Below are 26,389 nucleotides of genomic sequence, written 5' to 3'. Positions count from 1 at the left end.
TGGCGGGCGCAATTAATCGGCGATAACCGGCGTGTCGGATATACGCCACGTGGGCTGCCGCGCTAGCGCCGCAAACGGCTTTGCGAATTTGCCGCGGCCGATTATGGCGATTTGATTTTGGCGGCGGCCGGCTGCCGCCGGGCCGGTTTGCGCACGGCCGCACCATTTGCGGGCCTTGAAGCCGGAACTGCGGCCGGAACTGCAGCCGGGCAACGCCGACGACGACGGAAATGCCGGTGACAGACCATGACACCGAAAGTTCACACAGTTATCGGCGCCAAGAATTTTCGCAAAAACAGCATCTGATTAGTACGGCAGGATTTGCAGCGGGCGGCTACCCCGTTATAATTGTTTTCAGCATTTTCACCCCCGCACACACCCACCGCATTCCACTCCACCGGAAACCGAGGACCCAATGGCGACGTATCAGGAAATCGTTCAGAAAATCAGTGAACTGCAGAAGCAGGCCGAGGAAATCAAGGCACGCGAACAAGCCACGGTGATCGCGGATATTCGCGAGAAAATCGAGCAATATGCCCTGACCGCAGAAGACCTGGGTTTTGGCGCAAAGGCGCCGGCCGGCAAGAAGGCGCTCAACCGCAAGGTGCCGGTACGCTATCGCGACAGCGCCGGCAATACCTGGACCGGCCGCGGCAAGCGCCCGGGCTGGCTGACCCAGGCCCTGGCCCAGGGCAAAGCAGTTGAAGACTTCCTGATCCGCTGAAACACGGGATCCGGCAGACGGCAAAACGCCACGGAATTCATCCGTGGCGTTTTTGTTTTCTGGCCTTCCGCGGCGCCTGCACAACACCGCGAAACCACCTGCCCGGGCCGTCAGGCGTCAAACCCCTGCGGATTCATCGACTGCCAGCGCCATGAGTCCTGGCACATGCGGTCGATGTCATGGCGCGCGCGCCAGCCCAGCAGCTGATTGGCCAGCGCGGGATCGGCGTAGCACGAAGCGATGTCGCCCGGGCGCCGCGCCGCGATGTCATGCGGCACCGGCTTGCCGCTGGCACGCTGGTAGGCCTGCACCACTTCCAGCACGCTGTAGCCGCGGCCCGTGCCCAGGTTCACGGTCATGCTCGTGCCCTGCGCGCGCAGGTAACCCAGCGCCGCCAGGTGGCCGTCCGCCAGGTCGCAGACATGGATATAGTCGCGCACGCCGGTGCCGTCCGGCGTCGGGTAGTCGCCGCCGAATACCATCAGCTTTTCACGGCGCCCGCCGGCCACCTGCGCCACATACGGCATCAGGTTGTTCGGAATACCGCGCGGATCTTCGCCGATCAGCCCGCTTTCATGCGCGCCGACCGGATTGAAATAACGCAGGTAGGCAATGCGCCAGTCCGGATCCGATTTTTCCAGGTCGCGCAGGATTTGCTCGCCCATCAGCTTGGTCTGGCCATACGGATTGGTGGCCGACAGCGGGAAATCCTCCAGGATCGGCACCGCATGCGGATTGCCATAAACCGTGGCCGAAGAACTGAACACCAGCTGTTTCACCCCGGCCGCGCCCATTGCCGCGCATACCGTGAACAGCCCACCCAGGTTGTTGCTGTAATACTCCAGCGGCTGGCTCACGGATTCGCCCACTGCCTTGAGTGCGGCAAAATGAATCACCCCGCTGATGCGGTGTTCGGCAAAGAGCCGGTCCAGCAACGCGCGGTCGCGCACGTCGCCCTGCACAAAATGCGGGGCCTTGCCGGTAATGGTGGCGAGCCGCTCCAGCACCACCGGGCTGCTGTTGCACAGATTATCCAGGCCGATCACGTGGTAGCCGGCATTGAGCAGCGCAACCCAGGTATGCGAGGCGATATAGCCGGTGGCACCGGTCAGGAGCAAGGTTTCAGGCATGGAAAATAGGCGTCGGAATTCGATTCAGGGACGGGCCTTGGCCTGGCGGATTCAAAAAGTGGCGCAAGCACCCCTTTCCGCCGCGTAAGCCGGCGAAGCTGCTTATTATCCACGATCTGCCGATGCGCCCAGGGCAGCCGGCCCAGCGCGCAGGCAATGCTAGGGCCTGTTCACATATAAAACGTGCGCGCGCAAGGGGGATACGCGGCGCAGGGCTAGGCGCCAGTCGCGCCGCTTGGTCATTCCAAGCAAGCGGCTGGCAACGACGCCATGCGCCGCGTATCCCCCTTGCCCTTCGGGTTGGCCCGATCCGGGGCCATCTACTTTGTCGGGCGCCTTGCAAAGGGAATGACCCTTTGCGGCGACGCCCTTCGCGTAGCTGACCCCGGCTCGGGCCAACGCGCGTACGTTTTATATGTGAACAGGCCCTAGGCGCGGCTCGCCGGCGCTTCCGCCACCAGCCCCGCCCGCGCCTGCCAGGCTTCATAGGCGGCGCGCAACCGCCAGCCGGACTCCAGGTCGCGCATGCCCAGGCATTGCGCTACCTCGGCCGGCGCCGTGCCGGCCTCGAAATGCATGGCGGCGCAGGTATTGCGCAGCGTCTGCGGCGACGCGCGTTCGCTGCGGCCGGCCAGCACGCCGGCCTCGTCCAGCAGGATCTCCACGCGCCGGTAGACCGAGGCGGCATGCATTGGCCGCCCCGCCGGCATGGCGGGAAACACCAGGCCGCCAAGCGTGCCGGAGGCTTCGCGCAATGCCAGCCAGGCCCGCAGCGGCGCATGGGCCAGGCTGAACAGCGGCACGGTATAGGCCCGGCCGTTGTCCGCGCGGACCATGCGCAGCGCCATCCGGCCGGGTGCGCCCGCTTCGATGGCATCGACCCGCAGTGCCCGGGCTTCGGCTACCTTCAGGCCGCCGCCGAGCAGCACCGCCAGCAGGGCCGCATCGCGGGCGCGCTTCCATTGGGTGGGCGATGCCGCGGTGTGCGTGTCGCCGGCCGGCATGCCGGCCGGGCCGAGTATCCGCGCCACCAGCAGATCGCGCTCGCCCGGCAGCAGGAACGCGGTGGGATCGTTCTCGCCCTCGGCCAGGTGGGCGCGCACCGCCTGGCTGGCCGGGTTGTGCATGCCCTCGCGCAGCCGCGCCAGATGATGGAACACCCGTTCGATCAGACGCGTATAGCGATAGCGGTGCGATTTGTGCAGCTGCTGCGCGTCCAGGAACTCACCGATCTGCTCCGCCGACCAGCTCAGCGGCGGCAGCCCGCGCTCGGCCGACCAGCGCAGCAGCTTGCCCCACATGGCGCGGTACACCACGCTGGTGCCGTGCCGGAAGCCATGCCGTGCCAGCCAGCCATCGAACGCGCGCTCCGGATGGTCACGCCAGGCGGCCAGGTCGGCATCGAACAAGGCCGCCTGTTCGGGATGGACAGCGGAGGGCTTAGTGGTCACTGACTCTCCTGCCGGGGGCCGGCGTGCGGGGGTTGGGATCCCGCCTATTGTAGACAACCCGTCACTGCGCGGCGGGGCGCCGGCACCATTGGCCCCACACCGCTTGCACGGTGCCCCGGCGCATGCTACCTTTCGATCCACTATGCAACTGGTTGCATACGAGACGCCCGCGCACCGACGCCAGCCAAGGAGACCGACGTGACCACCACCAACCTGATTCCCGCCGCACAGGCCTCACTTGAAGCCTGGCACCAGATGCTAGCCAACGGTTCAATGGCCGGGCTCGACGCCATCGTGGCCGATGAGGTGGTGTTCCGCTCGCCGGTCGCGCACACCTCCTATCCCGGCCGCGCCGCGATCGCGCTGGTGCTGACCACGGTGAACCAGGTGTTCCAGGACTTCCGTTATCACCGCAGCTTTGTCAGCGAGGACGGCCACAGCGTGGTGCTGGAATTCAGCGCGGCCGTGGACGGCAAGGCGCTCAAGGGCATCGACATGATCCGCTTCGACGACGCCGGCCGCATTGCCGAGTTCGAAGTCATGGTGCGCCCGCGCTCGGGCCTGGAGGCGCTGGGCGCCGCCATGGCCGCGCGCCTGGCCAGCCAGAAGGACGTGCTGACCGGCGCGGCCTGACGCAACCCTGTTTCGCAGCACCGCTTTTTCGTTTTACCGAATTACCCAGGAGACTTCACCCATGGCCCTTCCCGCCCAACTCCAGAACCGGCTGTCGCTGCCGGTGGTCTGCTCGCCGCTGTTCATCATCTCCAACCCCGACCTGGTCATCGCCCAGTGCAAGGCCGGCGTGGTGGGCTCGTTCCCCGCGCTGAATGCGCGCCCGGCACCCAAGCTGGAAGAATGGCTGGACCGCATCACCACCGAGCTGGCCGAACACGACGCCAAGCACCCGGACCGCCCGTCGGCGCCGTTCGCCGTCAACCAGATCGTGCACAAGTCCAACGACCGGCTTGAACATGACCTGGAGCTGTGCGTGCGCTACAAGGTGCCGATCGTGATCACCTCGCTGGGCGCGCGCAAGGAAGTCAACGACGCAGTGCACTCGTACGGCGGCATCGTGCTGCATGACGTGATCAACAACACCTTCGCGCGCAAGGCCATCGAGAAGGGTGCGGACGGACTGGTCGCGGTTGCCGCCGGTGCCGGCGGCCATGCCGGCACGCTGTCGCCGTTCGCGCTGCTGCACGAGATCCGCGAATGGTTCGACGGCCCGCTGCTGCTGTCGGGCTCGATCTCCAGTGGCGACGCCATCCTGGCCGCGCAGGCCGCCGGCGCCGACCTGGCCTATATCGGCTCGGCCTTTATCGCCACGCAGGAAGCCAACGCGCAGGACGGCTACAAGCAGATGATCGTCGACAGCACCGCCAACGACATTGTCTACTCCAACCTGTTCACCGGCGTGCACGGCAACTACCTGCGCGGCAGCATCGAGCGCGCCGGGCTGGACCCGAACTCGCTGCCCGAATCCGATCCGTCGAAGATGAATTTCGGCTCCACCAGCGTCAAGGCGTGGAAGGACATCTGGGGCGCCGGCCAGGGCGTGGGCGCAATCAAGCGCGTGGTGCCCGCGGGCGAGCTGGTGCGCCGCTTTGCCGAGGAATATGCGCTGGCACGCCGCCGGCTGGGGTTGGGCGAGGCCAAGCAGCCCGGCACGCGTGCCGTCGATCTGGCCTGACGCAGCCAATCAGCTGGCCTGACAGGCTGTAGCCGCCGCCCGTGCGGGGCGCGGCTACAGCAGCGGCAGCAGTTCCTCGCCCCAGGCCACCCAGTCCTGCTCGAAGCGGATGCCGCGCTGCAGCAGCGCATAGCGCAACTGCTGCGCGCGGTCCATGTCCGGCGCCAAGAAATCGCGCCGCTCGATGGCAAGGTAAGTCTCCAGCCGGGCCCGGTGCAAGGCGATCAGCCGCCGCATCTCATCGCCCAGGCCAAGCGGCCCGATCACCGCATCGGCGCGCAGCTTGACCAGGATTTCCTCGCGCTGGTCCAGGCTGGCGCCAGGGGTCAGCACCCAGCGTGCCAGCTCGTCACGGCCGGCCGGCAACACCCAGTAGACCTTCTTGCGGTTCTTGCGATCGCCGGCACCGGTGTCGGCTTCCGCCGCCTCGCCTTCATCCGCGGCAATCCAGCCACTATCAGCCATCCGTCCCAGCTCGCGATAAATCTGCTGGTGCGTGGCATGCCAGAAATAGCCGATGGAACGGTCAAAGCGCCGCGCCAGGTCATAACCGGACGACGGTTTTTCGATCAGGGAAATCAACAAGGCGTGCTGGGTCGACATGCGTCTGGGCAGTGGCCCGTCGGGGGGCGATGGAAAATGGTTGGAAGCGGATGCGGCAGACCCGGAACCGGAACGCGCCGGTAGCCGCACTTCGCCAGGCTGGCGCTATGGTATCGCAATGCCGGCCTTGCGCAGCACCCTCCGCGATGTCGTCATCGGCATCGCCAGCAGATGCCATACATTCATTAAATTTGTCAGTTTCGAAATTTCCTGGCAGACAGAATTAAAAAACGCTGAATGGCATTTTTGCGCTTGATGCAATACATTCCATACATTGAAATCCAGTGCGAGCGCAGTTCCGCCCCCGGCCGCACCTTGCAGCAATCCTGGAGTGTGTCCATGACCGGAAGAATCCTGCTTGCCGAAGAGCGCGACGTGGCCTGGGAAGCCGACGCCGGCGAGCTCCCGTTCGGCATCCTGCCGCCCATGCTCGACAAGGCGCCCATTTACTACCGGCTGCCCGATACGCCGGACGGGCACCATATCAAGGAATACGCCAGCGGGCTGCGCCAGCTGGTGCGCTTCGTCGGCGTCGAAGAACAGGTTGTCAAATACAGCCTGGGCTAACCGGGCACGTAACCGTTTTCCTGTGGTTGTCTCCTCCGAGCCCGTTCCTGCGGGCAGGGACTTGGACCCGCGAATTTCGCGGGTTTTTTCTTGACCGGCCGAATCAGAGCTGCGGCGCGCGGCAGGCCGCGCCGTCCGGGTTGGCCGTTTCCGCCATGCCGAACACGGCCCTGGCGCCACATTGCGAGCCGAACATGCGTGCCTGGTCGTGCCCCACGTCCACCACTTCATAGGCCTGGTGGCGGATCACCAGCCCGGGGCTGGCCAGGTAGCGCTCATAGCGCAGGTAGCCGCGGGCACGCTGCAGGCGCGTGGGACCTTCTGCCTCAGCGCCGCACGCCTTGTCGAGTACGCGGTGGTTGGGGTCGTTGTCTTCCGTGCCGGCCAGGTAGGTCACCTGGCGCCCGGCGTAGCGCTGGTACAGCGACGGGCCATTGGCTCCCCTTGCGTAGGGCACGATGTCCTGCATGCCATAGCGGTATTTGTCGTAATCCGCGCACACCGCCTTGTCGTAAGGCGCAAACGAGCGGCCGTCCGCGCCGGCCGGGCGCACCGGCGTGAAGTACAGGTAGGACGAGGGGTTGGCCACCACATAGCGCAGGTCGATACCGCGCGCGCGGATGCGCTCGTCGACATTGTTCAGCACGGCATAGCGATGCACGATCTGCGCGCCGCCCGAATGCCCGGCCACGGTCACCCTGGCCACGTGCGGCAGGCGCGCCTTGTCGGTGACATAGGCCATCAGGTCATCGAGGACCTGCAGTGAACTGACCGTGAACGGCGTGTTGACCGCGTTCTCGCCACTCATCCAGCCCTGCACCGACCATTGCGGCATGCCGTCGAAGCTCTTGCCGTGGTCGGGCGTGCCGGGGAAGTTGGGCGCGACCAGCAGCACCTCGTCCGGATTGCGGCCGCTGGCCTTGAGCAGTGCAGCACCGGCGGCGTAGTAGTCATCGCCGTTGCGCTGCAGGCCATGCTGCACGAACACCACCTCGCGGATGCGCGACAGGTCGCCATCGAGACGATGGCTGGCATAGACCGGGAAGTCATAGCCTGCGCCCGTGCCCAGGCGCAGCCGTTGCCAGTGCGGCCCGGCCGCTGCTGCCTTGGCCGCCGCCTCGACTGGCTTGCTGGTTGCGGAGGGGGCCGGAGGCGCACCGGCGCAGCCGGTCAGGGCGGCCAAGGCGATGGTCGCGCCGGCCAGGCGCACGGCCGGCTTCGCTGAGAGGACGGGGGCGAACGTTCTAAGCATGAATGATGTCTCCAGTTGGCGTTGGCCGGGCTCGCAGCTGGTCAGCCAAGGCGCCTGACCAGCGCTGCCACGTCTGGCCAGGTCACGCGACGGACCATGACCCTGAGACCCGGGCCCGGGAAATCGTCTTCAAACGCGTCGGATTCCTCACCGTCCAGCCGCCGGTAGAACTCGCGCGCCTGCGTATTGTCTTCCAGCACATAGAGGAACAGCGGCCGGCCGGGCCAGTGCCCGGCCACGCGTTGCGCGCAATGGGCCAGCAAGCGCTTTCCCAGGCCATGGCCGTGAAAGGCGGGCAGGACGTGGAGGTTATCGAGATAGATGCCGAACTGCGGCTCTGCATCAGGCAGCAGGCAGGCAAAGCCGGCGGCTTCGCCGTCGACCATGGCCAGCGTGACTTCCGCCGGGCCGTCCGCGCCGTGGAGCATGCGGGCGCGCCAGGCCGCCAGCCGTTCCGGGTAGGCCTGCTCCTGCAGGTAGGCGGCTGGCAGGATGCCGGGATAGGTGTGCTGCCAGCTGGCGGCGTGCATGGCGGCAAGCCGTTCGGCATCGGCAGCAGTGGCGGGGATCAGCGCAGGATCGGACATGACAGGCGGCACGAATCTGAAGGCCGGGCTCGCCACACACGCGGCGAGGCATCGGGAAGTGCCCATTGTGCCTGCGGCAAGCCCAGGCTTGCAAAATCCGGATGCAGGGATTGCAATTGGCATGCCGGGAACGCAGGATGCAGCACCCGGCACAACGAAGAGGAAGCCCTATGTACATGGTCTACTGGTCCGAAGCCGACGGCACCGGACTCAGTCCGCACGCGCAGTCGTTCCCAGGCGATGCGATGCGTGAAGCCCTGCACTTTACCGAGGCGCTACGCCAGCGCCAGCACGCGGGCGAGCCGGTGAGCTTTGTCACGCTGTGCTCGGAGAATCCCAACGCCGTGGGCCGGGCCGGCGCGGCCGACCCGCCGCCGGACTATGAGTGGAAGAAGAGGCGGCCTTGAAGCGGCGGCGCGCACTGTCGTGAAACATGGCGCGCTGCCCGGCCGGGCAGAACCCGGCAACTGGCCGGTCAGCCGATGATGTCGAACTGGCTGAAATATTCCTCGTTCAGCTCCAGACCCAGCCCCGGCAGGTTGTCGTCCAGCTGCAGGTAGCCGTTGTCGGGTGCGGGATCGCCCTTGAAGATGTAATAGAACAGTTCGTTGCCGACTTCGACGTCGTGCACCGGGAAGTACTCGGCCATTGGCGAAGCGGTCGAGGCCATGGTCAGGTGGTAGTTATGCATCTGCCCGGCGTGCGGGATCACCGGCACCGACCAGGCCTCGGCCATGGCGTTGATCTTCTGCGCCGCGGTGATGCCGCCGACGCGGTTGGTGTCGTACTGGATCACGTCCACCGCGCGGCGCTCCAGCAGGTCCTTGAAGCCGTAAGAGGTGAATTCATGTTCACCGCCGGAGATCGGGAACGGGCTCGCCTTCTTCAGCTCGGCATAGCCTTCGATATCGTCGGCGATCACCGGCTCTTCCAGCCAGCGCGGGTTGAACTCGGCCAGGCGCGGCAGCATGCGGCGCGCGTACTCCAGGGTCCAGCCCATGTAGCACTCCAGCATGATGTCGACGCCGTCGCCAACCAGCTCGCGCAGCAGGCGCACCTGCTCGATGTTCTTCTGCATGCCGGCGGGGCCGTCCTTGGGGCCGTAGCCGAAGCGCATCTTCATCGCGGTAAAGCCCTGGTCGAGATAGCGCTGCGCCTCGGCCAGGAAGGCGTCGCGGTCATCATTGTTGTAGAGCTTGGAGGCGTAGCACCAGATCTTCTCCTTGGTGCGCCCGCCCAGCAGCTTGAACACGGGCTTGCCGACCGCCTTGCCCATCAGGTCCCACAGCGCGATATCGACTGCGGAGATTGCCGCCATGCCGATGCCCTTGCGGCCCCACGCATGGGTGCGGCGGTACATCTTCTGCCACAGGTATTCGTTGTCGAACGGGTCCTGGCCGATCACCACCGGTGCCAGGTACTGGTCGACGATCTCCTTGGCCACGCGCGGCGCCAGCGCGCAGTTGCCGATGCCGACCAGGCCGGTATCGGTTTCCACTTCCACCACCAGCCAGCCATGGAAGCGGAACGAGCCCATGGCGTCGCCGCGCTCAAACAGGATGTCGGTGGCATTGGTGCAGAAATGCGCCTGCGGCGGCACGGTCTTGCCCTTCCATTCAAAAACGCGGGCGCGGACGTTGGTGATCTTCATGTTCAGCTCCTGTGGCGATGCGTTGGCGCGAACGCTCCCCGGCCGCGCCGGGGGCGGTCTTGCTGGTGTTGGTGTGGTGACGGTGGTGGCTAGGACGCGGCGCGCCGCTGCGCACCCATGCTGCAGGCGATCTGGAATGCCTGCAGCGTGGCGCCCGGATCGGCACGGCCCTGCTGCGTAATGTCGAACGCGGTGCCGTGCGCGGGCGTGGTGATCGGCACCGGCAGCCCGCCCTGCACCGTCACGCCGCGCGAGAAGCCCATCAGCTTGATGCCGATCTGGCCCTGGTCGTGGTACATGGTGACGATGGCATCGAACTGCCGCTGCGACGGCCCGCCCTGCACCTTCAGGAAGATGGTGTCGGCCGGGAACGGACCGTCGGCCGCCACGCCGCGTTCACGCGCCGCGGCCACGGCCGGGGCGATCACGTCGATCTCCTCGCGGCCGAAGGCGCCGTTGTCGCCGTTGTGCGGGTTCAGGCCGCACACCGCGATGCGCGGGCGCGCCATGCCGGCGCGGCGCAGGGCGTGGTCGATCAGGTCGATGGCGCCGCCCACGCGTTCCGGCGTGATCATCGCCGGCACGTCCTTGAGCGCCACGTGCGAGGTCACGCGCGAGGTCCACAACCCGTCCAGAACATTGAATTCGCAGAAGTTGCCGTGGTAGCCAAGCTGCTCGGCAAACCAGTGCAGCTCATCGCTGTGCGCCATGCCGGCGGCGTGCAGCGAGCTCTTGTTCAGTGGCCCGAACAGGATCGCGTCGGCCTGGCCCGCCTGCGCCAGCTGCAGCGCCAGCGCCAGCGTGCCCAGGCTGTAGCGCCCGCCCTCGGCACTGGCTTCGCCGCGCGCATACGCCGGGCGCTCCTGCAGCTGCCAGTGGTACAGGCGCGGCTTGCCATCATCGGCAAACGCGGGCGCATCGGTCTCGGCCAGCGCCAGGTCGACGCCTGCGATCCGTATGCCGTGGCGCCATTCGTCGCGGTCGGCGATCAGCAGGATATCCGCCTGCGCGGCGGTCGCGGGGTCGGCCAGCAGCCTGGCGATCAGTTCGGGGCCGATGCCGGCGGGGTCGCCCAGCACCATGGCGATTCTTGGACGGGAATTCATGGGGACTTCCGGGTAGTTATTGGTCGAGCTTGACGCCCAGTTCAGCGATCAGCTTGCCATAGCGCACATACTCGGCACGCGAGAAGGCATCGAACTGCGCCGCGGTCAGCGCGCCGGGCACCGCGCCCACATCGGCCAGCCGGCGCACGGTGTCAGGGTCCTTGATCACCGTGGCCAGCGCGCTGCCCAGCTTCTGCAGCGTCGCGGGCGGCGTTCCGGCCGGCGCATAGACACCGTACCACGCACTCATCTGGATGCCGGGCACGCCCGCTTCAGCCAGGGTCGGCACGTTGGGCAGCAGCGCCGAGCGCTGGTCCGCGGTGACCGCCAGCGCGCGCAGCTTGCCGGCCTTGATATGGCTGATGACCGACGGCATGGTCTCGAAGCTCATGTCCACCTGCCCGCCCATCAGGTCCACCAGCGCGCTGCTGCTGCTCTTGTACGGCACGTGCAGCAGCTTGCCCTTGATCTGCCGCGCAAAGGACGCGCCGGCCAGGTGCTGGGTGCTGCCGACCCCGGACGAGCTGTAGCGGAACTTGTCCGGATTGGCCTGGATCTGCGCCACCAGCGTCTTGACGTCGCGCGCCTGCACCTGGTTGTTGACCACCAGCACATTGGGCACCGACGACACCAGCGCCACCGGCGCCAGGTCCTTGAGCGGATCGAACTGCAGCTTGAGCAGGTGCGGCGCGATCGCTTGTGAAGTCACCACGCCCATCAGCAGCGTATTGCCGTCCGGCGCCGCCTTGGCGGTCAAATCCGCGGCAATGGTGTTGGACGCGCCGGGGCGGTTGTCGACCACGACGGGCTGCTTCAGCTGCGCGGCGAGCTTGTCGGAGACGATGCGCGCCATCACGTCGGTGCCGCCGCCGGGCGCGGCGCCCACCATCAGCCGCACCGGCCGTGTGTCCTGCGCCCAGGCATTGCCCGCTACTGCCGCCACCGTGGCCAGGCCGGCGAGTGCGCCGGCGATCCATGTCTTCATTGCTGTCTCCGTCGTTTTGCTGTCCGGCTCTGCGGCGCGGATGGGCAGACTATAGGAGCATCAGTGATTCGCCACTACTGATGTTTTTTGAATTGGCGATCACCTGGCGTTATACCTCCGCAGCCGCCTGCTGCGCGGTTGGCGGCAATGCCTTCAGGATCGCGACCAGCTGTCGCGCCGCCGCGGACAAGGCGCCGCCGCGCCGCGTCACGATGCCAAAAGTCTGCTGCCGCGACTGCAGCCGCACGGGCAGGATGCGCAGCATCTTCTGGCGCACGAACATCGCCGCCACGCCGGTCGGCAGCAGCGACACCAGCCCGGGGTCGCCCTGCAGCATGGCGACGGTGACCAGGGCCGACGAGGTCGAGATCGCATTGGCGGGGAAGCTCATGCCGGCCAGGTCCAGCTCGCGCTGCAGCAGCGCATGCATCGGCATATGGCCGGCATAGGTGATCCAGCGATAACCCGCGAGGTCGGCAAACCCCATCGCCCGTGCGCGCGGCGCCGGATGCGCATGGCCAGCAACGACGGCGACCTGCTCATCGCCAAGCGGGTGGTAGTGGTACCGGGCCGGTTCATCGCTGACCAGCGAGCGGCCGATCACCAGGTCAAGGTGGCCGTCGTCGAGCAGCCCCAGCAGGCGCAGGCTGGTGTCCTCGATGATCTCCAGCGCCAGTTCCGGCTGCGCCTGGCGCAACTGCGCCAGCGCCGGCACCAGCACCTCCGGCACCGCGCCCATGATCACGCCGATGGCCACGCGCCCGCCGCTGCCCGCGCGGATGCCCGCGACCTCCTCGCACATCGCGCCCAGGTCCGCCACCAGTTGCCTTGCATGCCGGATCACGCAGTGGCCAAAGGCATTGGGGCGCATGCCGCGCTTCGAGCGTTCGAACAACGGCGCCTCCAGCATGCCTTCCAGTTCCTGCAGCGACTTGCTGGCCGCCGACTGGGTCATTGCCATCGCCGCGGCGGCCTGGTGCAGGGAGGAATGCTCGTCCAGCGCGATCAGCAGTTGCAGCTGCTTCATGCGCAGCCGGCCGGTCAGGGTGTCGAGGGTGGATTTCATGACCGGACGCTGTGAGTCGCAAAAGCGATCACAAGATGGAAAGGTTTCAATATACAGCCCGCAGGGCGGCTCGTATATTGGCCCGATCCAATTACCAGCAGCCGGAGGAGACCATGACCCGCAGCCCAACCCCGACCGTCTACCGCGGCGTATTCCCGGTGGCCCCCACCATCTTCGACGCCCAAGGCGGCCTCGACCTCGACGGCCAGCGCCGCTGCATCGACTTCATGATCGATGCGGGTTCGCACGGCATCTGCATCCTGGCCAACTTCTCCGAGCAATTCGTGCTGAGCGACGATGAGCGCAACGTGCTGATGAAGACCGTGCTGGAACACGTGGACGGCCGCGTGCTGGTGATCGTCACCACCACGCATTTCAGCTCGCGCCTGTGCGCCGAGCGCAGCCGCGCGGCGCAGGACGCGGGCGCGGCCATGGTGATGGTGATGCCGCCCTACCACGGCGCCACCATCCGCGTGCCCGAGCGCGGCATTTACGAGTTCTTCGCCACGGTCTCGGATGCCATCGACATTCCCATCATGATCCAGGACGCGCCGGTCAGCGGCACCACGCTGAGCGCACCGTTCCTGGCGCGCATGGCGCGCGAGATCGGCAATGTGTCGTACTTCAAGATCGAAGTGCCGCAGGCCGCGGCCAAGCTGCGCGAGCTGATCGAACTGGGCGGTGACGCCATCGTCGGCCCCTGGGACGGCGAAGAGGCCATCACGCTGATGGCCGACCTGGAAGCGGGCGCCACCGGCGCCATGACCGGCGCGGGCTTCCCCGACGGCATCCGCCAGATCCTCGATGCCTGGCAGGCCGGCGATGCCGAACTGGCCGCGCAGCGCTACCAGCAATGGCTGCCGCTGATCAACTACGAGAACCGGCAAGGCTGGCTGGCCACCAGCAAGGTGCTGATGCAGGCGGGCGGTGTGATCGCGTCGGATGCGGTGCGCCATCCGCTGCAGCCGATGCACCCGGCCACCCGCGAAGGGCTGCTGAAAATTGCGCGCCGGCTGGATCCGCTGGTGCTGCGCTGGGCCCGCTGATCTCATCGAAAGGACAAGGCATGACTCTCTCAGGCGAACTCCTGATCGGCCGCCGCGCGGAACGCGGCGGCAACGGCACCATCCACGCCATCGACGCGGCCACCGGTGCCACCCTCGAACCGGCATTCGGCGGCGCCACGCCCGTGCAGCTCGACCGGGCCTGCGCGCTGGCGTGGCAGGCATTCGACATCTACCGCGAGACCGCGCCCGAGCGGCGCGCCGATTTCCTCGAAGCCATCGCCACCAACATCCTGGCGCTGGGCGATGCCCTGATTGAACGCTGCACCAGCGAATCCGGCCTGCCGCGCGCCCGCATCGAAGGCGAGCGCGGCCGCACCGTGGGGCAGTTGCGCATGTTCGCAAGCCTGCTGCGCCAGGGCGATTTCCTTGAACTGCGTGTCGACCCCGCGCAACCCGAACGCAAGCCGCTGCCGCGCGTCGACCTGCGCCTGCGCCATATCGCGCTGGGGCCGGTGGCGGTATTCGGCGCCAGCAACTTCCCGCTGGCATTCTCGGTGGCCGGCGGCGATACCGCCTCGGCCCTGGCCGCGGGCTGCCCGGTCGTTGTCAAGGCACATCCGGCGCACCCGGGCACATCGGAACTGGTCGGCCGCGCCATCCGCAAGGCCGTCGACGCGTTGGACCTGCCCGAAGGCACCTTCTCGCTGCTGTTCGATGCCGGGCTGGAGGTCGGGCAAGGGCTGGTGGCCGACCCGCGCATCAAGGCCGTTGGCTTCACCGGCTCACGCGCCGGCGGCATGGCGCTGATGGCGATCGCGGCCGCACGGTCCGAGCCGATCCCCGTGTTTGCCGAGATGAGCAGCATCAACCCGGTGCTGCTGTTCCCGCACGCACTGGCCAATCGCGCCGAAGCCATCGGCACGGCGTTCGCTGATTCGCTGACGCTGGGCGCGGGGCAGTTCTGCACCAACCCCGGCCTGGTGCTGGCGGTTGCGGGGGATGACCTGGATCGCTTCCTGCATGCCGCGGCGGCGCGGCTGGGCGTGCTGCCGGCTGCGACGATGCTGACGCCCGGCATCCATCGTGCCTATTGCGCCGGCGTCGATACGCTCGCCAGCCATGCGCAAGTGCAGACCGTTGCGCGTGGCGTGGCGGGATCGGCTGCGCAGGGACAGGCCGCGCTGTTCGCCACCGATGCCGGTGCCTTCCTGGCCGACGAAGCGCTGCGCCACGAAGTCTTCGGCGCCGCTTCGCTGGTCGTGCGCTGTCGCGACCTCAGCGAGATGCGGCGCGTCATCGACACGCTGGAAGGCCAGCTGACCGCCGCCCTCCATATCGACGATGCCGACCACGACGCCGCCCGCACCTTCCTGCCCGCGCTGGAACGACTGGCGGGACGCATCCTGGTCAATGGCTTCGGCACGGGCGTGGAGGTCGGGCATGCGATGGTGCATGGCGGACCGTGGCCGGCAACATCGGACGGCCGCAGCACCTCGGTCGGCAGCCTCGCCATCGCGCGCTTCCTGCGCCCGGTCAGCTACCAGGACATGCCGCCCGGCCTGCTGCCTGCGTCGCTGCGCCCGGACAGCCCGCAACGCCACGCGTGGCGCCTCGACGGCAAGCGGCAAGGCATGCCCGGCTGAGGCTCACCTCGACAACGCCCGCAACGCATCGATCAGCAGGCTCATCGATGCCGTCGGCGGGCGGCCCCGCCGCGTGACGATGCCATAGGGCCCCAGCTTGCGCGGCAGGGGCAGCGGCAATACCGCCAGCGCGCCAAGCCGGCCGTAGTAGGCGGCGACCGACTCCGGCAACACCGCAATCAGTTCGCTGTCCGCCAGCAACGACGTGGTCATCAGCACCGCCGCGGTCTCGATGGTCGACGGCGGTGCCGGCACGCCGGCATCCTCGAACGAGCGGTCGATCAGCGCGCGCATCGGGCTGGGGCGCGGCTGCATGATCCACGGGTAGCCCGTCAGTTCCCCGAACGACAGCTTGCGGCGCGGCGCCAGCGGGTGCTGCGGCCCGACCACGATGGCCAGGCCCTCGTCGCCCAGCTGCTCGAAGTCCAGCCCGCTGCTGTCCCAGCCATCCGGCACGCGCCCCAGCACGATATCGAGCTGGTCGCGCTCAAGCTGCGGCATCAGCACATCGCTGGTCTCCACGTGCACCGCCACTTCCAGCCGCGGATGATCGCGATTGAGCCGCCGGATCACATCGGCAAGCAGCCCCGGCGTGGGCGCCATCACCGCCCCGACCCGCACGCGCCCGATCTTGCCGGACTCCAGCGCCACCAGTTCATCGCGCAGCCCGCCCATGTCGGCAAACACCAGCCGGGCATAGCGCGTAGCCGCCAGCCCGAAGCGCGTGGCCCGCAGCCCGCGCGCATGGCGCTCGAACAGCGGCACGCCGAGCAGGTCTTCCATGTCCTGCAGCATCTTGCTGACCGCGGGCTGCGTCAGCGTCAGCGCCTCGGCGGCCTGGCGCAGCGAACCGCGCTCCTCCACCGCCAGCAGCAGGCGCAGGTGCTGCATTTTCAGGCGGCCGTGGAGGGTGCTGACAGGTGGGATCATGGGTGGAGGCGACAGAGGATGACGTGAGGGCGGGCTTACGCCTGCGATCATAAATTCTTATCGCTTCGCACCGGATGGTCAAGCCGGAGCTATCACTACCATGGCGCTTGTGCCCCGGCCTGGTGGTTGCCGCAGCGCGGGCGCCCGGCGTTGGATTACTTTTTCGGCGTGTCCAGCGTGACTTTCGCCGGGGTGATTGCTCCGACATCCTCCCATGCCTTCGTGTCGAAGTGGAATCTGGCGACGGCGCAGGTAGGCATGTCGGTGATCTCGTCCGACAAGCGATGCGCGAGGTCGGTGAATTCAGGGTTGTGACCGAACAGCATCACGCTGCCAAGCTTCTTGTCGAGCGCACGAATGACGGCCAGCAGCGCATCCGCGCTGCTGGCGTACAGCTGGTCATCGATCACGATGCGTTTGTGTTCGTAGCCGAGCTCGTCAGCGATCAGCTGCGCCGTCGTCAGCGCGCGCACGGCCGGACTCGACACGATCAGGTCGGGCTTCACCTTGCGCTCGGCCAGGCGCTTGCCCATTTCCGGGGCGTCGTGCCGGCCACGGTCATCCAGGGGGCGCTCACGGTCGGGCAAGGACGGATCATCGCGGCTTGACTTGGCATGCCGGACGAGAAACAGGGTCTTCATGTTTCCTCCTGATCCATTGGGATGGTTGTCGATTGCGCGCGCCAGCAGACCTGCACACGGCGACTGGCCTCGCCGCCGCGCCCGCCCTATAGTGGACTTGGATGGGCGCGATTGCAACGCAATGCATGTCAACGCACCACCTGTCGGAGGACTGCGCCATGCGGAGCAATTCAGAAGCCATCGAGGTTGTGATCCCCGCCGGCGGTGTGGACCTGCAAGGCATACTCACGTTGCCGCCCGCCGCAGTCGCATTGGTATTGTTTGCGCACGGCACGGGCAGTTCCCGGCTTAGCCCGCGCAATCGGCATGTGGCCGCGGAGCTCAACCGCTGCGGCATGGCAACGCTGCTGATGGACCTGCTGCTGCCGGATGAAGACCAGGTACAGGCCATCCGCTTCGACGTCGAGCTCCTGGCGACACGGCTGGCGCAGGCGACCAGCTGGGTGGCGCGGCAGCAAGCCGTGCCACAGCGGTTCGGCTACTTCGGCGCCAGCGTTGGTGGCGCCGCGTCGATCCGTGCCGCGTGCCAGTCGCCAGTCCCGATACACGCCGTCGTTTCGCGCGGGGGCAGGGTCGACCTGGCGGGTCCCGACGCCCTTGCGAAACTGCTTGCGCCCACCATGCTGATCATCGGCGGGCAGGATCTGAGCGTCCTTGAACGCAATGAGTCGGCCTATGCCCAGCTGACATGCACCAAGAAACTGGTGATCGTGCCCGGCGCCTCCCATTTGTTCGAGGAACCCGGCGCACTGGAATCGGTCGCTCGCCTGGCCGCACAGTGGTTTGAGCGTTATCTCGGCAAAGACTCGCCCTGACCAGGGCCTGCAATCTGCCCCTGGCGTCGAAGGTACAATGCCCGGGCCCGGCCTGACGGCCACCCGGGCAATGTCACTTTCGCAAACCTCTCAGGGAACAGGACACCACCCATGCGCGACCCCAGCCGGGCGTTCCTCCTCGGTCCGCTGCTCAAAGGCGTCTCGCGTTCGTTCTATCTCACGCTGCGCGTGCTGCCCGCGCCGATGCGCGATCCGGTCGGCCTGGCCTATCTGCTGGCGCGCGCCGCCGACACGATTGCCGATACCTCGCTGATCCCGCCACAACGGCGGCTGGCGCTGCTGTTGTCGTTGCGCGACCAGGTCAACGGTGCGACTGCAGACACAGCGCTGGCCGACAGCATCGCAGCGGAGGTGGCAGGCCGGCAGGAACAGTCGGATGAGCGCATCCTGCTCGAGTCACTGGGTCCTGCGCTGGCGGTGCTGGCGCAGCTGGAGCCGGACGACCAGCAAGCGGTACGGCAGATCGTATCGACCCTGAGCGAAGGCATGGAATTCGACCTGCGGACGTTCCCCGATGAACACGCCAGCCGCATCGTCGCGCTTGGCGAACCGGAAGAGCTTGACCGTTACACGTACCTGGTCGCCGGATGCGTCGGCGAATTCTGGACCAGCATGACTGCCGCCCACGTGCCCGGCGCGATCGGCGTGCCCGACACCATGCTGCGCCGCGGGGTCCGCTTCGGCAAAGCCTTGCAGATGACCAATGTCCTGCGGGACTGCGGCAAGGATCTTCGCATCGGGCGCTGCTATCTTCCGGCGACGATGCTGGAGCAGTACGGGCTGCGCCCGCAGGACCTGCTGCTGCCGGACGCCTCGCTGCGCGCGCGGGCCTTGATGCGCGAGCTCGTGCGCAAGACGCTGGACCACTTTCACGAGGCGATGGCCTACACGCTTGCCATTCCCCCGCACTTCATCCGGCTGCGGCTGGCATGCCTGTGGCCCGTCCTCATCGGCATGGAGACCCTGCTGCTCCTGGTGGGCAACGACGACTGGCTGGACCCGGCAAAGACATCCCGGCTGCAGCGCAGCAAGGTATATCGGATCATTGCGTATTCGCTGCCGATGGTCCTGTCGAACAGCCTGTTGCGCATCTGGTTTGCGCGCCAGATGCGCAACATCGATGCTGTCATTCGCTGATTCAATGGCCGGTAAATACCGTCAGCACCCCCGTATAGCCATAGAGGTGATCCCTTGCGATCTCGCCGCCGGCAAAGAATCCAGCCAGCGGCAGGTCGCCAAGCGCGCGGCGTACGGTTTGCAGCTCGGCATGCGGCGCGCCGAAATGCGGCCCGCCCCGGCCTGAGCAACTGATGTAGAGCGCGCCACGTGCGCGGCTGCCGCCGTGTTCGATCTCTGTGCGAATCTCGGTGGCGACGCGCACCAGGTCCGCGCGCGCCGCGTCAGCATTGCGCGTGCAGAAGGCCAGCCGCATGCCGGGCTCGACCATGTCGGCCAGCGCCAGCACGCGATGCTGCACGTCCAGGCCGATCAGGTGGCGCACCAGCGTGTCCGAGCCGAACGTCGAGCCGATCCTGCCGGGCAGGACCGGGGCATCGTCGGTGGCTGAATTCAAGCCGGCCAGCGTTCCGGATAGTGCCTCCGCCATGGTCTCCACCTGGGCGTCGCGCTCGACGCCCAGGTCATGCAGGATGCAATCCAGGGCCGGCTTGCCGTCCAGCTCGAACAGAAGGTTGTGATCGCTGCGTGTCACGGCGCGCACCGGCCCGATCGGCTGGCAGCCCTGCGTGACGCGGGAGACCATTTCGATTTCGGGGCCGAACAGCACGCCCGACAACCCACCGGAGAACACGCCATCGGCAATATGCAAGGTACGGTTGCGGGCCGACGACAAGCCGCCGAACAGGTAACCGGTGGCCGTGCGCGCGCTCAGCTCATGCAACAGGTCCTGCACATCCGGCGTACTGCCCTCGGCATGCACCAGCGCGGTATGGGGAACGAAGCCGGAAGACGCCGGCGGCAAGGGCTGGCGCCCTGAAAACAGCTGGAAGGCATCGCGCGGAAACGGCGCCGCCATCAGCACCATGGCCGGCTCGTCGAAATACTCCTTGCCACTGGCGGATACGCCCAGGCCGACCGTGCCTACCCAGGACACGCCGGGCCAGTTCTGCTGCAGCGCGGCAAGGATGGCCTCGGCGGCCAGTGCGTAGTAGTCGCTCAGGTAGCACCAGCCGAGCGTGAGCGGCAGCGCGTTGTCTGCCTTCGCCTGTCGCAGGAAATCCTGCGTGTCCAGCTGGCGCTGGCAGTCGGCCAGCGCGACCTGCCATTCGACGTGGGCCGCGTCAGCGTGAACGAAGGAAAGGTCATGCATGGTGGGTTCCTCCGTATTCAGGCTGGCGACATCAATTGGACCCTGGCCGGCAAGGGGTGTTCAGCCCCCGTTCTGGCGGCCGGTCGGCTGCCGCAGCCGCTCCTGCATAGTCTCCTTCTGTAGCGCCAGCGCCGCTCCTGTGAGCGAGGCCGTTATTCCGCCTTCGCCCCCGATTCCCGTGCCACCTTGCCCCACTTGTCGGTCTCGGCGCGGATAAAGGCAGCAAGCTGCGTTGGCGTCATGTCGCCAGCGGTCACGCCCTGCTCGTCAAACCGCTTCTGCACCTCCGGCGCCTTCAGCAGCTTGCCCAGCTCCGCCGATACGCGCTGCTCGATCGCCGCGGGCGTGCCGCGCGGCGCCATCAGCGCGAACCACGTGGTGACTTCGTAGCCCCTGACGCCGCTCTCCGCCAGCGTCGGCACGCCGGGATAGGCGGCGGAACGCTTCGCGGTGGTGACCGCCAGCGCCCGCACTTTGCCGCTGCGCACGTGTTGCGAGGCCGACGGGCTGGTCTCGATCGCCATCTGGATCTGGCCTGCGATCAGGTCAGTCATCATCGGCGCGCCGCCCTTATATGGCACATGCGCAATGTCGGTGCCTGTCAGCGCGCGGAACAGCTCGCCGGACAGGTGCTCGGTGCTGCCGATGCCGGCCGAGCCGTAGTTGACCTTGCCGGGATGCGCCTTGATATAGGCGATCAGGTCAGACACGGACTTCACCGGGATCGCAGGATTGACCACCAGCACATTGGGCGTCAGCGCCACCAGGCCCACCGGATCCAGGTCGCGCGTGAACTCGTAGGGCAGGCTTTTGTAGATGGCCGGCGCCATGGTGTGGGCGACGGTGGCCAGCAGGAAGGTGTAGCCGTCGGCCGGCGCGCGCGCCACGTTGGCCGCGCCGAGGGTGCCGCCGGCACCGGGGCGGTTGTCCACCACCACCGGCTGCTGCAGCGCCTCGCCCAGCTTGTGGCCGATGGTGCGGGCGAGGATGTCAGTGGTGCCGCCGCTGGCGAAGGGCACTACCAGGGTAATCGGCTTGGCCGGCCAGTTGTCCGCGGCGAAGGCGGCGGGCGCGCCCAGCACAGCGGTACCGGCGAGGCCGGCCACCACGGCGCGGCGCATGCGCGAAACGGTTGTCATGCAGTCTCCTTTGCGGGAAGTCATGTTGTTATGGAATGGCGGCTGCGTAGCGTCGCTTCCGCCCGTTTCTGACCGGTGCGACTCTACGCAGCCGCTGGCAAGCGCGCCATCGGGCGGGCGTTAACGGGTCTTCAGGATTCGTGAACTGCGGCAGGTTTTCCGCTACCATGCGGGCAAATTGCGGCAGCGGGGACGCGACATGGAACTGAGGCAACTGCGCTACTTCGTCAGCGTGATCGAGCATGGCAGCATGGGCAAGGCGGCGCTTGAGCTGGGCGTGGTCACGTCCGCGCTGAGCCAGCAGATCAGCCGGCTGGAGAGCGAGCTGTCGACGCGGCTGCTGCAGCGCACTTCCACCGGCGTGGTCGCCACCGACGCCGGGCTGGCCTTCTGGCGCCAGGCCCAGCTGGCGCTGCGCCATATCGACGATGCCGCGCTGGCCGCGCGGCAGGCGCGCCTGTCGGGCCACGTCAGCGTGGGCCTGCCGCCCAGCACCGCCGCGGTGCTGGCGCTACCCTTCATGCAGGCCATGCGCGAGCGTTACCCCGACGTGCGGCTGCGCATGGTGGAGAGCCTGTCCGGCTACCTCGGCACGATGCTGAGCGCGCGCCAGATCGACCTGGCAGTGCTGTTCAGCGAGGAGCCGGCGCAGCGCTGGAGCGTGCTGCCGCTGCTCGATGAGCGCCTGTTCGTGATCGGCGCCGAGGGGCTGGCCGGCATGCCGCGGGGCGAGCAGACCTCGGTGGCGGCACTCGGCAAGCTGCCGCTGATCCTGCCCAGCGGCTCGCACGGGCTGCGCGCGCTGGTTGCTGCCTGCTTCCGCCAGGCCAGGTGCGAGCCCCAGGTGGTGGCGGAGATCGACGGGCTGGCGATCCTGATGGACGCTGTGCGCGGTGGCCTGGGCGCCACCATCCAGCCTGGCGCGGCGCTGGCGCGCAGCCATGGCACGCCCTACCGCAGCATACTGGTCACCGACGCTGGCGCCACGCGGCCCAACCTGCTGGTCAGCCTGTCTGACGATGAACTGTCGCCGGCGGGCCTGGCCGCGCGCGTGGTCCTGGCCGACGTTGCCACCACGCTGGTGCGCGAGGGGCGCTGGCCCGGCGCCACATTGCGCCCGCGCTGAGCCGGCGTCGCCCTGGCCGGGCTTCACGAAAGCTGAAGCCCCCTTGCCGCGCCCCTGATGGCGCGCGCCCGCCTTGCCCGCCAAGATGGCGCCAGCAAGGAGACAATCCCCATGGTCGACGTATTGGTAATTGGCGGCGGCAACGCGGCCCTGTGCGCGGCGCTGATGGCGCGCGAAGCCGGGGCCTCGGTGCTGCTGCTCGAATCCGCGCCGCGCGCGTGGCGCGGCGGCAACTCCCAGCACACGCGCAACCTGCGCTGCATGCACGACGCGCCGCAAGACGTGCTGGTCGATGCCTATCCCGAGGAAGAGTACTGGCAGGACCTGCTCAAGGTCACCGGCGGCATCACCGACGAACACCTGGCGCGGCTGGTGATCCACGCGTCTTCGACCTGCCGGCCGTGGATGCGCAGGCACGGCGTGCGCTTCCAGCCGCCGCTGTCGGGCGCGCTGCACGTGGCCCGCACCAACGCCTTCTTCATGGGTGGCGGCAAGGCGCTGGTCAACGCGTACTACCGCAGCGCCGAAACAATGGGCGTGCAGGTCCGCTATGAAACCCCGGTGGACGCGATCGAGCTGGATGGCGACCGCTTCGTCGCCGCGCGCAGCGGGGGCCAGCGCTTCACCGCGCGCGCCTGCGTGCTGGCCGCCGGCGGCTTCGAATCCAACCGCGAATGGCTGCGCGAGGCCTGGGGCCAGAACGAACGTGGCGAGTGGCCCGCCGACAACTTCCTGATCCGCGGCACGCGCTTCAACCAGGGCGTGCTGCTGCGGCACATGATCGATGCCGGCGCCGACGCCATCGGCGACCCGTCGCAATCGCACTGCGTCGCCATCGACGCGCGCGCGCCGCTGTACGACGGCGGCATCTGCACGCGCATCGATTGCGTGTCGCTGGGCGTCGTGGTCAATCGCGACGCCGTGCGCTTCTACGACGAAGGCGAGGACTTCTGGCCCAAGCGCTACGCCATCTGGGGCCGGCTGGTGGCGCAGCAGCCCGGGCAGATCGGCTATTCGGTCATCGACAGCAAGGCCATCGGCCGCTTCATGCCGCCGGTGTTTCCCGGCGAGAAGGCCGACACGCTGCCCGAACTCGCACGCAAGCTGGGGCTGCCGGAAGCGCAGTTCGTGCGCATGGTGCAGGACTACAACGCGGCGTGCCGCGTTGGCACCTTCGACCATACCGCGCTGGACGACTGCCACACCGAAGGCCTGGCACCGGCCAAGACGCATTGGGCCAGGCCGCTCGACCAGGCGCCGTTCTACGGCTACGCGCTGCGCCCGGGCATCACCTTCACTTACCTGGGGCTCAAGGTCAACGACCGCGCCCAGGTGCACTTTGGCGGCAAGCCAAGCGGGAATCTGTTCGTGGCAGGAGAAATGATGGCCGGTAACGTGCTCGGCAAGGGATACACCGCCGGTGTCGGCATGTCGATCGGCACGGCCTTCGGGCGCATCGCGGGCACGCAGGCTGCATTGGCGGCAGGCATCAACACGGGAGCCGTCCATGCAGAAGCTTGAGGCCCTGGCGCGCGAGGCCGCGCAGCTAGCCGGGCAGGACGCTGCCGCCCCGGCGCCGCAATCCCGCGTCATCCGCGTGCTGCCGCTGACCGACAACGAGGCCGAAGTCGCCCGGCAGATGCAGATCTGCAATGCCTGCCGATACTGCGAAGGCTTCTGCGCGGTGTTCCCGGCCATGACCCGCCGGCTGGAGTTCGGCAAGGCCGACGTCAACTACCTGGCCAACCTGTGCCACAACTGCGGCGCCTGCTACCACGCCTGCCAATACGCGCCGCCGCACGACTTCGGCGTCAATGTGCCGCAGGCGATGGCAAAGGTGCGGCTGGAAACCTATAGCGAATATGCGTGGCCCGCACCGCTGGGCAAGCTGTACCAGCGCAACGGGCTCACGGTGTCGGTGGCGCTGGCCTTCGGGCTGGCGTTGTTCCTGGTGCTGGCCGCCACGCGGGGCGGCGCGCTGTGGCAGACGCATGCGGGCGGTAATTTCTACGCGGTATTCCCGCACAACACGCTGGCGGCGCTGTTCGGCGGGGTGTTCGGCTTTGCCGTGCTCGCGCTTGGACTGGGCGTGCGCCGCTTCTGGCGCGATGTCTCGGCCGGTACGGCGTCGGCACCCGCCGTGGCAGAGGCGGCCCGGAACGTGCTGGCACTCACCTACCTCGATGGCGGCCACGGCGATGGCTGCAACGAGGCCAGCGACCGCTTCACGCTGGCACGGCGGCGGTTCCACCATTTCACGTTCTACGGCTTCATGCTGTGCTTTGCGTCGACAGTGGTGGCGACCGGCTACCACTATCTGCTGGGCAGGCATGCGCCCTACCCGGTCACGAGCCTGCCGGTGCTGCTGGGCACCGCCGGCGGCGCGGGCCTGCTGGTGGGCCCGGCCGGCTTGCTATGGCTGAACCTGCGCCGGCACCCGATGCATGGGGATGCCCGGCAGCGGCCGATGGACCGCGGCTTTATCGCGCTGCTGCTGCTGACCAGCGCCACCGGGCTGGGGTTGCTGGCGGGGCGCGGCACGGCGGCGATGCCGCTGCTGCTGGCGGTCCACCTTGGCGTGGTGATGGCGTTGTTTGCGACGCTGCCGTATGGCAAGTTCGCACACGGCATCTATCGCAGTGCGGCGCTGCTCAAGGCCGCGATCGAGAAGCGGCAGAAGAACAAGCTGCAGCTTGGCAGCGACTGAGTGGCAGCCCTGCCCGCACAAGCCGTCCCCGGCCACGCATAAACAAAAAGCCGGTCCCCGACAGGGACCGGCCTTTCTTTGGCGCAGCCAGGACGTGAATCAATCCACCGTAGCGCCCGAAGCCTTCACCACCTTCGCCCACTTGGCCGTTTCCGACTTCATGAACGCGGCCAGCTGGGCCGGCTTTTCCGGATTGGGTTCGGCGCCCTGGTCGGCCATCTGCTTCTTCACTTCCGGCATGGCCAGGATTTTCACCACTTCGGCGTTCAGGCGGTCGACGATGGGCTGCGGCGTGCCGCCGGTGGCGTACAGCGCGAACCACGAGGTGGCTTCATAGCCCGGCACGCCCGCTTCGGCCACGGTCGGCACGTCGGGCAGCGCCGGCGAGCGCTTGGCCGAAGTCACGGCGATGGCGCGCAGCTTGCCGGCCTTCACGTGCGGATACGACGACGGCATGTTGTCGAACATCAGGCCGATCTGGTTGCCCAGCAGGTCGTTCACGGCCGGGGCGCTGCCCTTGTACGGGATGTGCTGGATATGCAGGCCGGTCATCGAGTTGAACAGCTCGCCCGACAGGTGCATCGACGAGCCGCTGCCCGACGAACCGTACGACAGCTTGTCCGGGTTGGCCTTGACGTAGGTGATCAGTTCCTTGACGTTGTTGACCGGCACCTTGGGATTCACCACCACCAGGTTCGGCACCATTGCCACGCGCGTGATCGGCGCGAAGTCCTTGACCGGGTCATACGGCAGCTTGGAGTACAGCGACTGGTTGATCGCGTGCGTGCCGATGGTGCCCATGAACAGCGTGTAGCCGTCGCCCGGCGCCTTGGCCGCCAGCGAGGCGCCGATGTTGCCGCCCGCGCCCGGACGGTTGTCGATCACCACCGGCTGGCCGAGCACCTTGCCCAGCTGCAGGCCGACGATGCGGGCCAGGATGTCGGTGGTGCCGCCGGCCGAGAACGGCACGATCAGGGTGATCGGCTTGGTCGGGTAGCCGCCCTGCGCATGGGCCGCACCGGCAAAGCCGGCGATGGTGGTGGCCAGCGCCACGCCAGCGGCAAGCAGGCGGCGGCGCGTGGTGGAGGTCTGGGAATCTTGTCTCATCGGTAATGCTCCGGTGCTATATCGGTCCCGGCGGTGATTGGGTACCGCGGGAGGTTGTGCTGAATGGCGTGATTGCCGTTCCCGAACGGATGGCGCGCACATGCGCGCATCC

At 67.5% G+C, this 26,389-nt stretch carries 27 protein-coding genes; 13 read left to right on the top strand and 14 right to left on the bottom strand.

Annotation, left to right across the window (positions count from 1 at the left end; genetic code table 11):
• The first annotated feature begins 415 nt into the window (after positions 1–415).
• Positions 416–724: an H-NS histone family protein gene (locus ACW4E8_RS33575; RefSeq protein WP_456808448.1), complete on the top strand. Its 309-nt coding sequence runs from the start codon at positions 416–418 to the stop codon at positions 722–724.
• Between the two features lie 110 nt (positions 725–834).
• Here the strand turns inward: ACW4E8_RS33575 and galE are convergent, their stop codons facing one another.
• Both galE and ACW4E8_RS33565 read right to left on the bottom strand, forming a co-directional pair.
• Complete coding sequence (galE, locus tag ACW4E8_RS33570) at positions 835–1,854, bottom strand: UDP-glucose 4-epimerase GalE (RefSeq protein WP_456808447.1); 1,020 nt, start codon at positions 1,852–1,854, stop codon at positions 835–837.
• Positions 1,855–2,282: 428 nt separating this feature from the next.
• Positions 2,283–3,305, bottom strand: a complete 1,023-nt coding sequence (locus ACW4E8_RS33565) for a tyrosine-type recombinase/integrase (protein WP_456808446.1) — start codon at positions 3,303–3,305, stop codon at positions 2,283–2,285.
• A 198-nt stretch (positions 3,306–3,503) separates the two neighbouring features.
• On the opposite strand from ACW4E8_RS33565, the gene ACW4E8_RS33560 reads away from it, so the two are divergent.
• Positions 3,504–3,938, top strand: a complete 435-nt coding sequence (locus tag ACW4E8_RS33560) for a nuclear transport factor 2 family protein (protein WP_456808445.1) — start codon at positions 3,504–3,506, stop codon at positions 3,936–3,938.
• 61 nt (positions 3,939–3,999) lie between these two features.
• Positions 4,000–4,995, top strand: a complete 996-nt coding sequence (locus ACW4E8_RS33555) for an NAD(P)H-dependent flavin oxidoreductase (RefSeq protein ID WP_456808444.1) — start codon at positions 4,000–4,002, stop codon at positions 4,993–4,995.
• 54 nt (positions 4,996–5,049) lie between these two features.
• Here ACW4E8_RS33555 and ACW4E8_RS33550 read toward each other — a convergent pair whose 3' ends face one another.
• Complete coding sequence (locus ACW4E8_RS33550; protein ID WP_456808443.1) at positions 5,050–5,598, bottom strand: PadR family transcriptional regulator; 549 nt, start codon at positions 5,596–5,598, stop codon at positions 5,050–5,052.
• Positions 5,599–5,638: 40 nt separating this feature from the next.
• On the opposite strand from ACW4E8_RS33550, the gene ACW4E8_RS33545 reads away from it, so the two are divergent.
• Both ACW4E8_RS33545 and ACW4E8_RS33540 read left to right on the top strand, forming a co-directional pair.
• Entirely contained in the window at positions 5,639–5,854 is a 216-nt protein-coding gene (locus ACW4E8_RS33545) for a hypothetical protein (protein WP_456808442.1), read from the top strand.
• Between the two features lie 83 nt (positions 5,855–5,937).
• Positions 5,938–6,165, top strand: coding sequence for a hypothetical protein (locus tag ACW4E8_RS33540; RefSeq protein WP_456808441.1), 228 nt, complete (start codon positions 5,938–5,940; stop codon positions 6,163–6,165).
• Positions 6,166–6,268: 103 nt separating this feature from the next.
• On the opposite strand, the gene ACW4E8_RS33535 is transcribed toward ACW4E8_RS33540, so the two are convergent.
• Both ACW4E8_RS33535 and ACW4E8_RS33530 read right to left on the bottom strand, forming a co-directional pair.
• Complete coding sequence (locus ACW4E8_RS33535) at positions 6,269–7,417, bottom strand: hypothetical protein (RefSeq protein WP_456808440.1); 1,149 nt, start codon at positions 7,415–7,417, stop codon at positions 6,269–6,271.
• Positions 7,418–7,458: 41 nt separating this feature from the next.
• On the bottom strand, positions 7,459–8,004 hold the full coding sequence (locus tag ACW4E8_RS33530) for an N-acetyltransferase family protein (RefSeq protein ID WP_456808439.1): 546 nt from the start codon (positions 8,002–8,004) through the stop codon (positions 7,459–7,461).
• A gap of 170 nt (positions 8,005–8,174) precedes the next feature.
• Here ACW4E8_RS33530 and ACW4E8_RS33525 point away from each other — a divergent pair, with 170 nt between their 5' ends.
• A complete protein-coding gene (locus ACW4E8_RS33525; protein WP_456808438.1) occupies positions 8,175–8,411 on the top strand; it encodes a hypothetical protein in 237 nt (78 codons plus the stop codon).
• Between the two features lie 68 nt (positions 8,412–8,479).
• On the opposite strand, the gene ACW4E8_RS33520 is transcribed toward ACW4E8_RS33525, so the two are convergent.
• From ACW4E8_RS33520 to ACW4E8_RS33505, 4 genes are all read right to left on the bottom strand, one after another.
• Positions 8,480–9,655: an L-rhamnonate dehydratase gene (locus ACW4E8_RS33520; protein ID WP_035815868.1), complete on the bottom strand. Its 1,176-nt coding sequence runs from the start codon at positions 9,653–9,655 to the stop codon at positions 8,480–8,482.
• Between the two features lie 89 nt (positions 9,656–9,744).
• A complete protein-coding gene (locus tag ACW4E8_RS33515; RefSeq protein WP_456808437.1) occupies positions 9,745–10,761 on the bottom strand; it encodes a 4-hydroxythreonine-4-phosphate dehydrogenase PdxA in 1,017 nt (338 codons plus the stop codon).
• A gap of 16 nt (positions 10,762–10,777) precedes the next feature.
• Positions 10,778–11,746: a Bug family tripartite tricarboxylate transporter substrate binding protein gene (locus ACW4E8_RS33510; RefSeq protein WP_456808436.1), complete on the bottom strand. Its 969-nt coding sequence runs from the start codon at positions 11,744–11,746 to the stop codon at positions 10,778–10,780.
• 109 nt (positions 11,747–11,855) lie between these two features.
• Positions 11,856–12,812 carry a LysR substrate-binding domain-containing protein gene (locus ACW4E8_RS33505; protein WP_316155228.1) on the bottom strand — a complete coding sequence of 319 codons (957 nt, stop codon included), beginning with the start codon at positions 12,810–12,812 and terminating at the stop codon, positions 11,856–11,858.
• 113 nt (positions 12,813–12,925) lie between these two features.
• On the opposite strand from ACW4E8_RS33505, the gene ACW4E8_RS33500 reads away from it, so the two are divergent.
• Together ACW4E8_RS33500 and ACW4E8_RS33495 are read left to right on the top strand one after the other, a co-directional pair.
• On the top strand, positions 12,926–13,858 hold the full coding sequence (locus tag ACW4E8_RS33500; RefSeq protein ID WP_456808435.1) for a dihydrodipicolinate synthase family protein: 933 nt from the start codon (positions 12,926–12,928) through the stop codon (positions 13,856–13,858).
• A 20-nt stretch (positions 13,859–13,878) separates the two neighbouring features.
• Positions 13,879–15,462, top strand: a complete 1,584-nt coding sequence (locus tag ACW4E8_RS33495) for an aldehyde dehydrogenase (NADP(+)) (RefSeq protein ID WP_456808434.1) — start codon at positions 13,879–13,881, stop codon at positions 15,460–15,462.
• A 3-nt stretch (positions 15,463–15,465) separates the two neighbouring features.
• Here the strand turns inward: ACW4E8_RS33495 and ACW4E8_RS33490 are convergent, their stop codons facing one another.
• Positions 15,466–16,392 (bottom strand): LysR family transcriptional regulator, encoded by a 927-nt coding sequence (locus ACW4E8_RS33490; RefSeq protein WP_456808433.1) that lies wholly within the window; start codon positions 16,390–16,392, stop codon positions 15,466–15,468.
• Positions 16,393–16,547: 155 nt separating this feature from the next.
• Positions 16,548–17,033 carry a SixA phosphatase family protein gene (locus ACW4E8_RS33485; RefSeq protein ID WP_456808432.1) on the bottom strand — a complete coding sequence of 162 codons (486 nt, stop codon included), beginning with the start codon at positions 17,031–17,033 and terminating at the stop codon, positions 16,548–16,550.
• A gap of 158 nt (positions 17,034–17,191) precedes the next feature.
• Here ACW4E8_RS33485 and ACW4E8_RS33480 point away from each other — a divergent pair, with 158 nt between their 5' ends.
• Both ACW4E8_RS33480 and ACW4E8_RS33475 read left to right on the top strand, forming a co-directional pair.
• Positions 17,192–17,848, top strand: a complete 657-nt coding sequence (locus ACW4E8_RS33480; RefSeq protein WP_456808431.1) for a dienelactone hydrolase family protein — start codon at positions 17,192–17,194, stop codon at positions 17,846–17,848.
• 111 nt (positions 17,849–17,959) lie between these two features.
• Entirely contained in the window at positions 17,960–19,006 is a 1,047-nt protein-coding gene (locus ACW4E8_RS33475) for a phytoene/squalene synthase family protein (RefSeq protein ID WP_456808430.1), read from the top strand.
• Between the two features lies 1 nt (position 19,007).
• Here ACW4E8_RS33475 and ACW4E8_RS33470 read toward each other — a convergent pair whose 3' ends face one another.
• Both ACW4E8_RS33470 and ACW4E8_RS33465 read right to left on the bottom strand, forming a co-directional pair.
• The gene (locus ACW4E8_RS33470; RefSeq protein ID WP_456808429.1) at positions 19,008–20,198 is read right to left on the bottom strand and encodes an FIST signal transduction protein; all 1,191 of its coding nucleotides are present in this window, start codon (positions 20,196–20,198) and stop codon (positions 19,008–19,010) included.
• A gap of 152 nt (positions 20,199–20,350) precedes the next feature.
• A complete protein-coding gene (locus tag ACW4E8_RS33465; protein ID WP_456808428.1) occupies positions 20,351–21,337 on the bottom strand; it encodes a Bug family tripartite tricarboxylate transporter substrate binding protein in 987 nt (328 codons plus the stop codon).
• Between the two features lie 199 nt (positions 21,338–21,536).
• On the opposite strand from ACW4E8_RS33465, the gene ACW4E8_RS33460 reads away from it, so the two are divergent.
• The 3 genes from ACW4E8_RS33460 (at position 21,537) to tcuB (ending at position 25,170) form a co-directional block, all read left to right on the top strand.
• Complete coding sequence (locus ACW4E8_RS33460; RefSeq protein WP_456808427.1) at positions 21,537–22,463, top strand: LysR family transcriptional regulator; 927 nt, start codon at positions 21,537–21,539, stop codon at positions 22,461–22,463.
• A gap of 111 nt (positions 22,464–22,574) precedes the next feature.
• Positions 22,575–23,984 (top strand): FAD-dependent tricarballylate dehydrogenase TcuA, encoded by a 1,410-nt coding sequence (tcuA, locus tag ACW4E8_RS33455; protein ID WP_456808426.1) that lies wholly within the window; start codon positions 22,575–22,577, stop codon positions 23,982–23,984.
• Positions 23,971–25,170, top strand: coding sequence for a tricarballylate utilization 4Fe-4S protein TcuB (gene tcuB, locus ACW4E8_RS33450; RefSeq protein WP_456808425.1), 1,200 nt, complete (start codon positions 23,971–23,973; stop codon positions 25,168–25,170). Before tcuA ends, tcuB begins: the two co-directional genes overlap by 14 nt.
• A 99-nt stretch (positions 25,171–25,269) precedes the next feature.
• Here tcuB and ACW4E8_RS33445 read toward each other — a convergent pair whose 3' ends face one another.
• The gene (locus ACW4E8_RS33445) at positions 25,270–26,277 is read right to left on the bottom strand and encodes a Bug family tripartite tricarboxylate transporter substrate binding protein (protein WP_456808424.1); all 1,008 of its coding nucleotides are present in this window, start codon (positions 26,275–26,277) and stop codon (positions 25,270–25,272) included.
• Between the last annotated feature and the right edge of the window lie 112 nt (positions 26,278–26,389).

The organism is Cupriavidus sp. CP313 (assembly GCF_054072015.1).
The sequence above is the reverse complement of the archived record's forward strand: the minus strand, read 5'-3'. Positions and strand labels throughout refer to the sequence as shown.

Excerpts from the sequence above, each read along its gene's own strand:
- ACW4E8_RS33575 (WP_456808448.1), top strand. The coding sequence starts at position 416 with ATGGCGACGTATCAGGAAATCGTTCAGAAAATCAGTGAACTGCAGAAG.
- galE (WP_456808447.1), bottom strand. The coding sequence starts at position 1,854 with ATGCCTGAAACCTTGCTCCTGACCGGTGCCACCGGCTATATCGCCTCG.
- ACW4E8_RS33555 (WP_456808444.1), top strand. The coding sequence starts at position 4,000 with ATGGCCCTTCCCGCCCAACTCCAGAACCGGCTGTCGCTGCCGGTGGTC.
- ACW4E8_RS33550 (WP_456808443.1), bottom strand. The coding sequence starts at position 5,598 with ATGTCGACCCAGCACGCCTTGTTGATTTCCCTGATCGAAAAACCGTCG.
- ACW4E8_RS33540 (WP_456808441.1), top strand. The coding sequence starts at position 5,938 with ATGACCGGAAGAATCCTGCTTGCCGAAGAGCGCGACGTGGCCTGGGAA.
- ACW4E8_RS33535 (WP_456808440.1), bottom strand. The coding sequence starts at position 7,417 with ATGCTTAGAACGTTCGCCCCCGTCCTCTCAGCGAAGCCGGCCGTGCGC.
- ACW4E8_RS33530 (WP_456808439.1), bottom strand. The coding sequence starts at position 8,004 with ATGTCCGATCCTGCGCTGATCCCCGCCACTGCTGCCGATGCCGAACGG.
- ACW4E8_RS33525 (WP_456808438.1), top strand. The coding sequence starts at position 8,175 with ATGTACATGGTCTACTGGTCCGAAGCCGACGGCACCGGACTCAGTCCG.
- ACW4E8_RS33520 (WP_035815868.1), bottom strand. The coding sequence starts at position 9,655 with ATGAAGATCACCAACGTCCGCGCCCGCGTTTTTGAATGGAAGGGCAAG.
- ACW4E8_RS33515 (WP_456808437.1), bottom strand. The coding sequence starts at position 10,761 with ATGAATTCCCGTCCAAGAATCGCCATGGTGCTGGGCGACCCCGCCGGC.
- ACW4E8_RS33510 (WP_456808436.1), bottom strand. The coding sequence starts at position 11,746 with ATGAAGACATGGATCGCCGGCGCACTCGCCGGCCTGGCCACGGTGGCG.
- ACW4E8_RS33505 (WP_316155228.1), bottom strand. The coding sequence starts at position 12,812 with ATGAAATCCACCCTCGACACCCTGACCGGCCGGCTGCGCATGAAGCAG.
- ACW4E8_RS33500 (WP_456808435.1), top strand. The coding sequence starts at position 12,926 with ATGACCCGCAGCCCAACCCCGACCGTCTACCGCGGCGTATTCCCGGTG.
- ACW4E8_RS33495 (WP_456808434.1), top strand. The coding sequence starts at position 13,879 with ATGACTCTCTCAGGCGAACTCCTGATCGGCCGCCGCGCGGAACGCGGC.
- ACW4E8_RS33490 (WP_456808433.1), bottom strand. The coding sequence starts at position 16,392 with ATGATCCCACCTGTCAGCACCCTCCACGGCCGCCTGAAAATGCAGCAC.
- ACW4E8_RS33485 (WP_456808432.1), bottom strand. The coding sequence starts at position 17,033 with ATGAAGACCCTGTTTCTCGTCCGGCATGCCAAGTCAAGCCGCGATGAT.
- ACW4E8_RS33480 (WP_456808431.1), top strand. The coding sequence starts at position 17,192 with ATGCGGAGCAATTCAGAAGCCATCGAGGTTGTGATCCCCGCCGGCGGT.
- ACW4E8_RS33475 (WP_456808430.1), top strand. The coding sequence starts at position 17,960 with ATGCGCGACCCCAGCCGGGCGTTCCTCCTCGGTCCGCTGCTCAAAGGC.
- ACW4E8_RS33470 (WP_456808429.1), bottom strand. The coding sequence starts at position 20,198 with ATGCATGACCTTTCCTTCGTTCACGCTGACGCGGCCCACGTCGAATGG.
- ACW4E8_RS33465 (WP_456808428.1), bottom strand. The coding sequence starts at position 21,337 with ATGACAACCGTTTCGCGCATGCGCCGCGCCGTGGTGGCCGGCCTCGCC.
- ACW4E8_RS33460 (WP_456808427.1), top strand. The coding sequence starts at position 21,537 with ATGGAACTGAGGCAACTGCGCTACTTCGTCAGCGTGATCGAGCATGGC.
- tcuA (WP_456808426.1), top strand. The coding sequence starts at position 22,575 with ATGGTCGACGTATTGGTAATTGGCGGCGGCAACGCGGCCCTGTGCGCG.
- tcuB (WP_456808425.1), top strand. The coding sequence starts at position 23,971 with ATGCAGAAGCTTGAGGCCCTGGCGCGCGAGGCCGCGCAGCTAGCCGGG.
- ACW4E8_RS33445 (WP_456808424.1), bottom strand. The coding sequence starts at position 26,277 with ATGAGACAAGATTCCCAGACCTCCACCACGCGCCGCCGCCTGCTTGCC.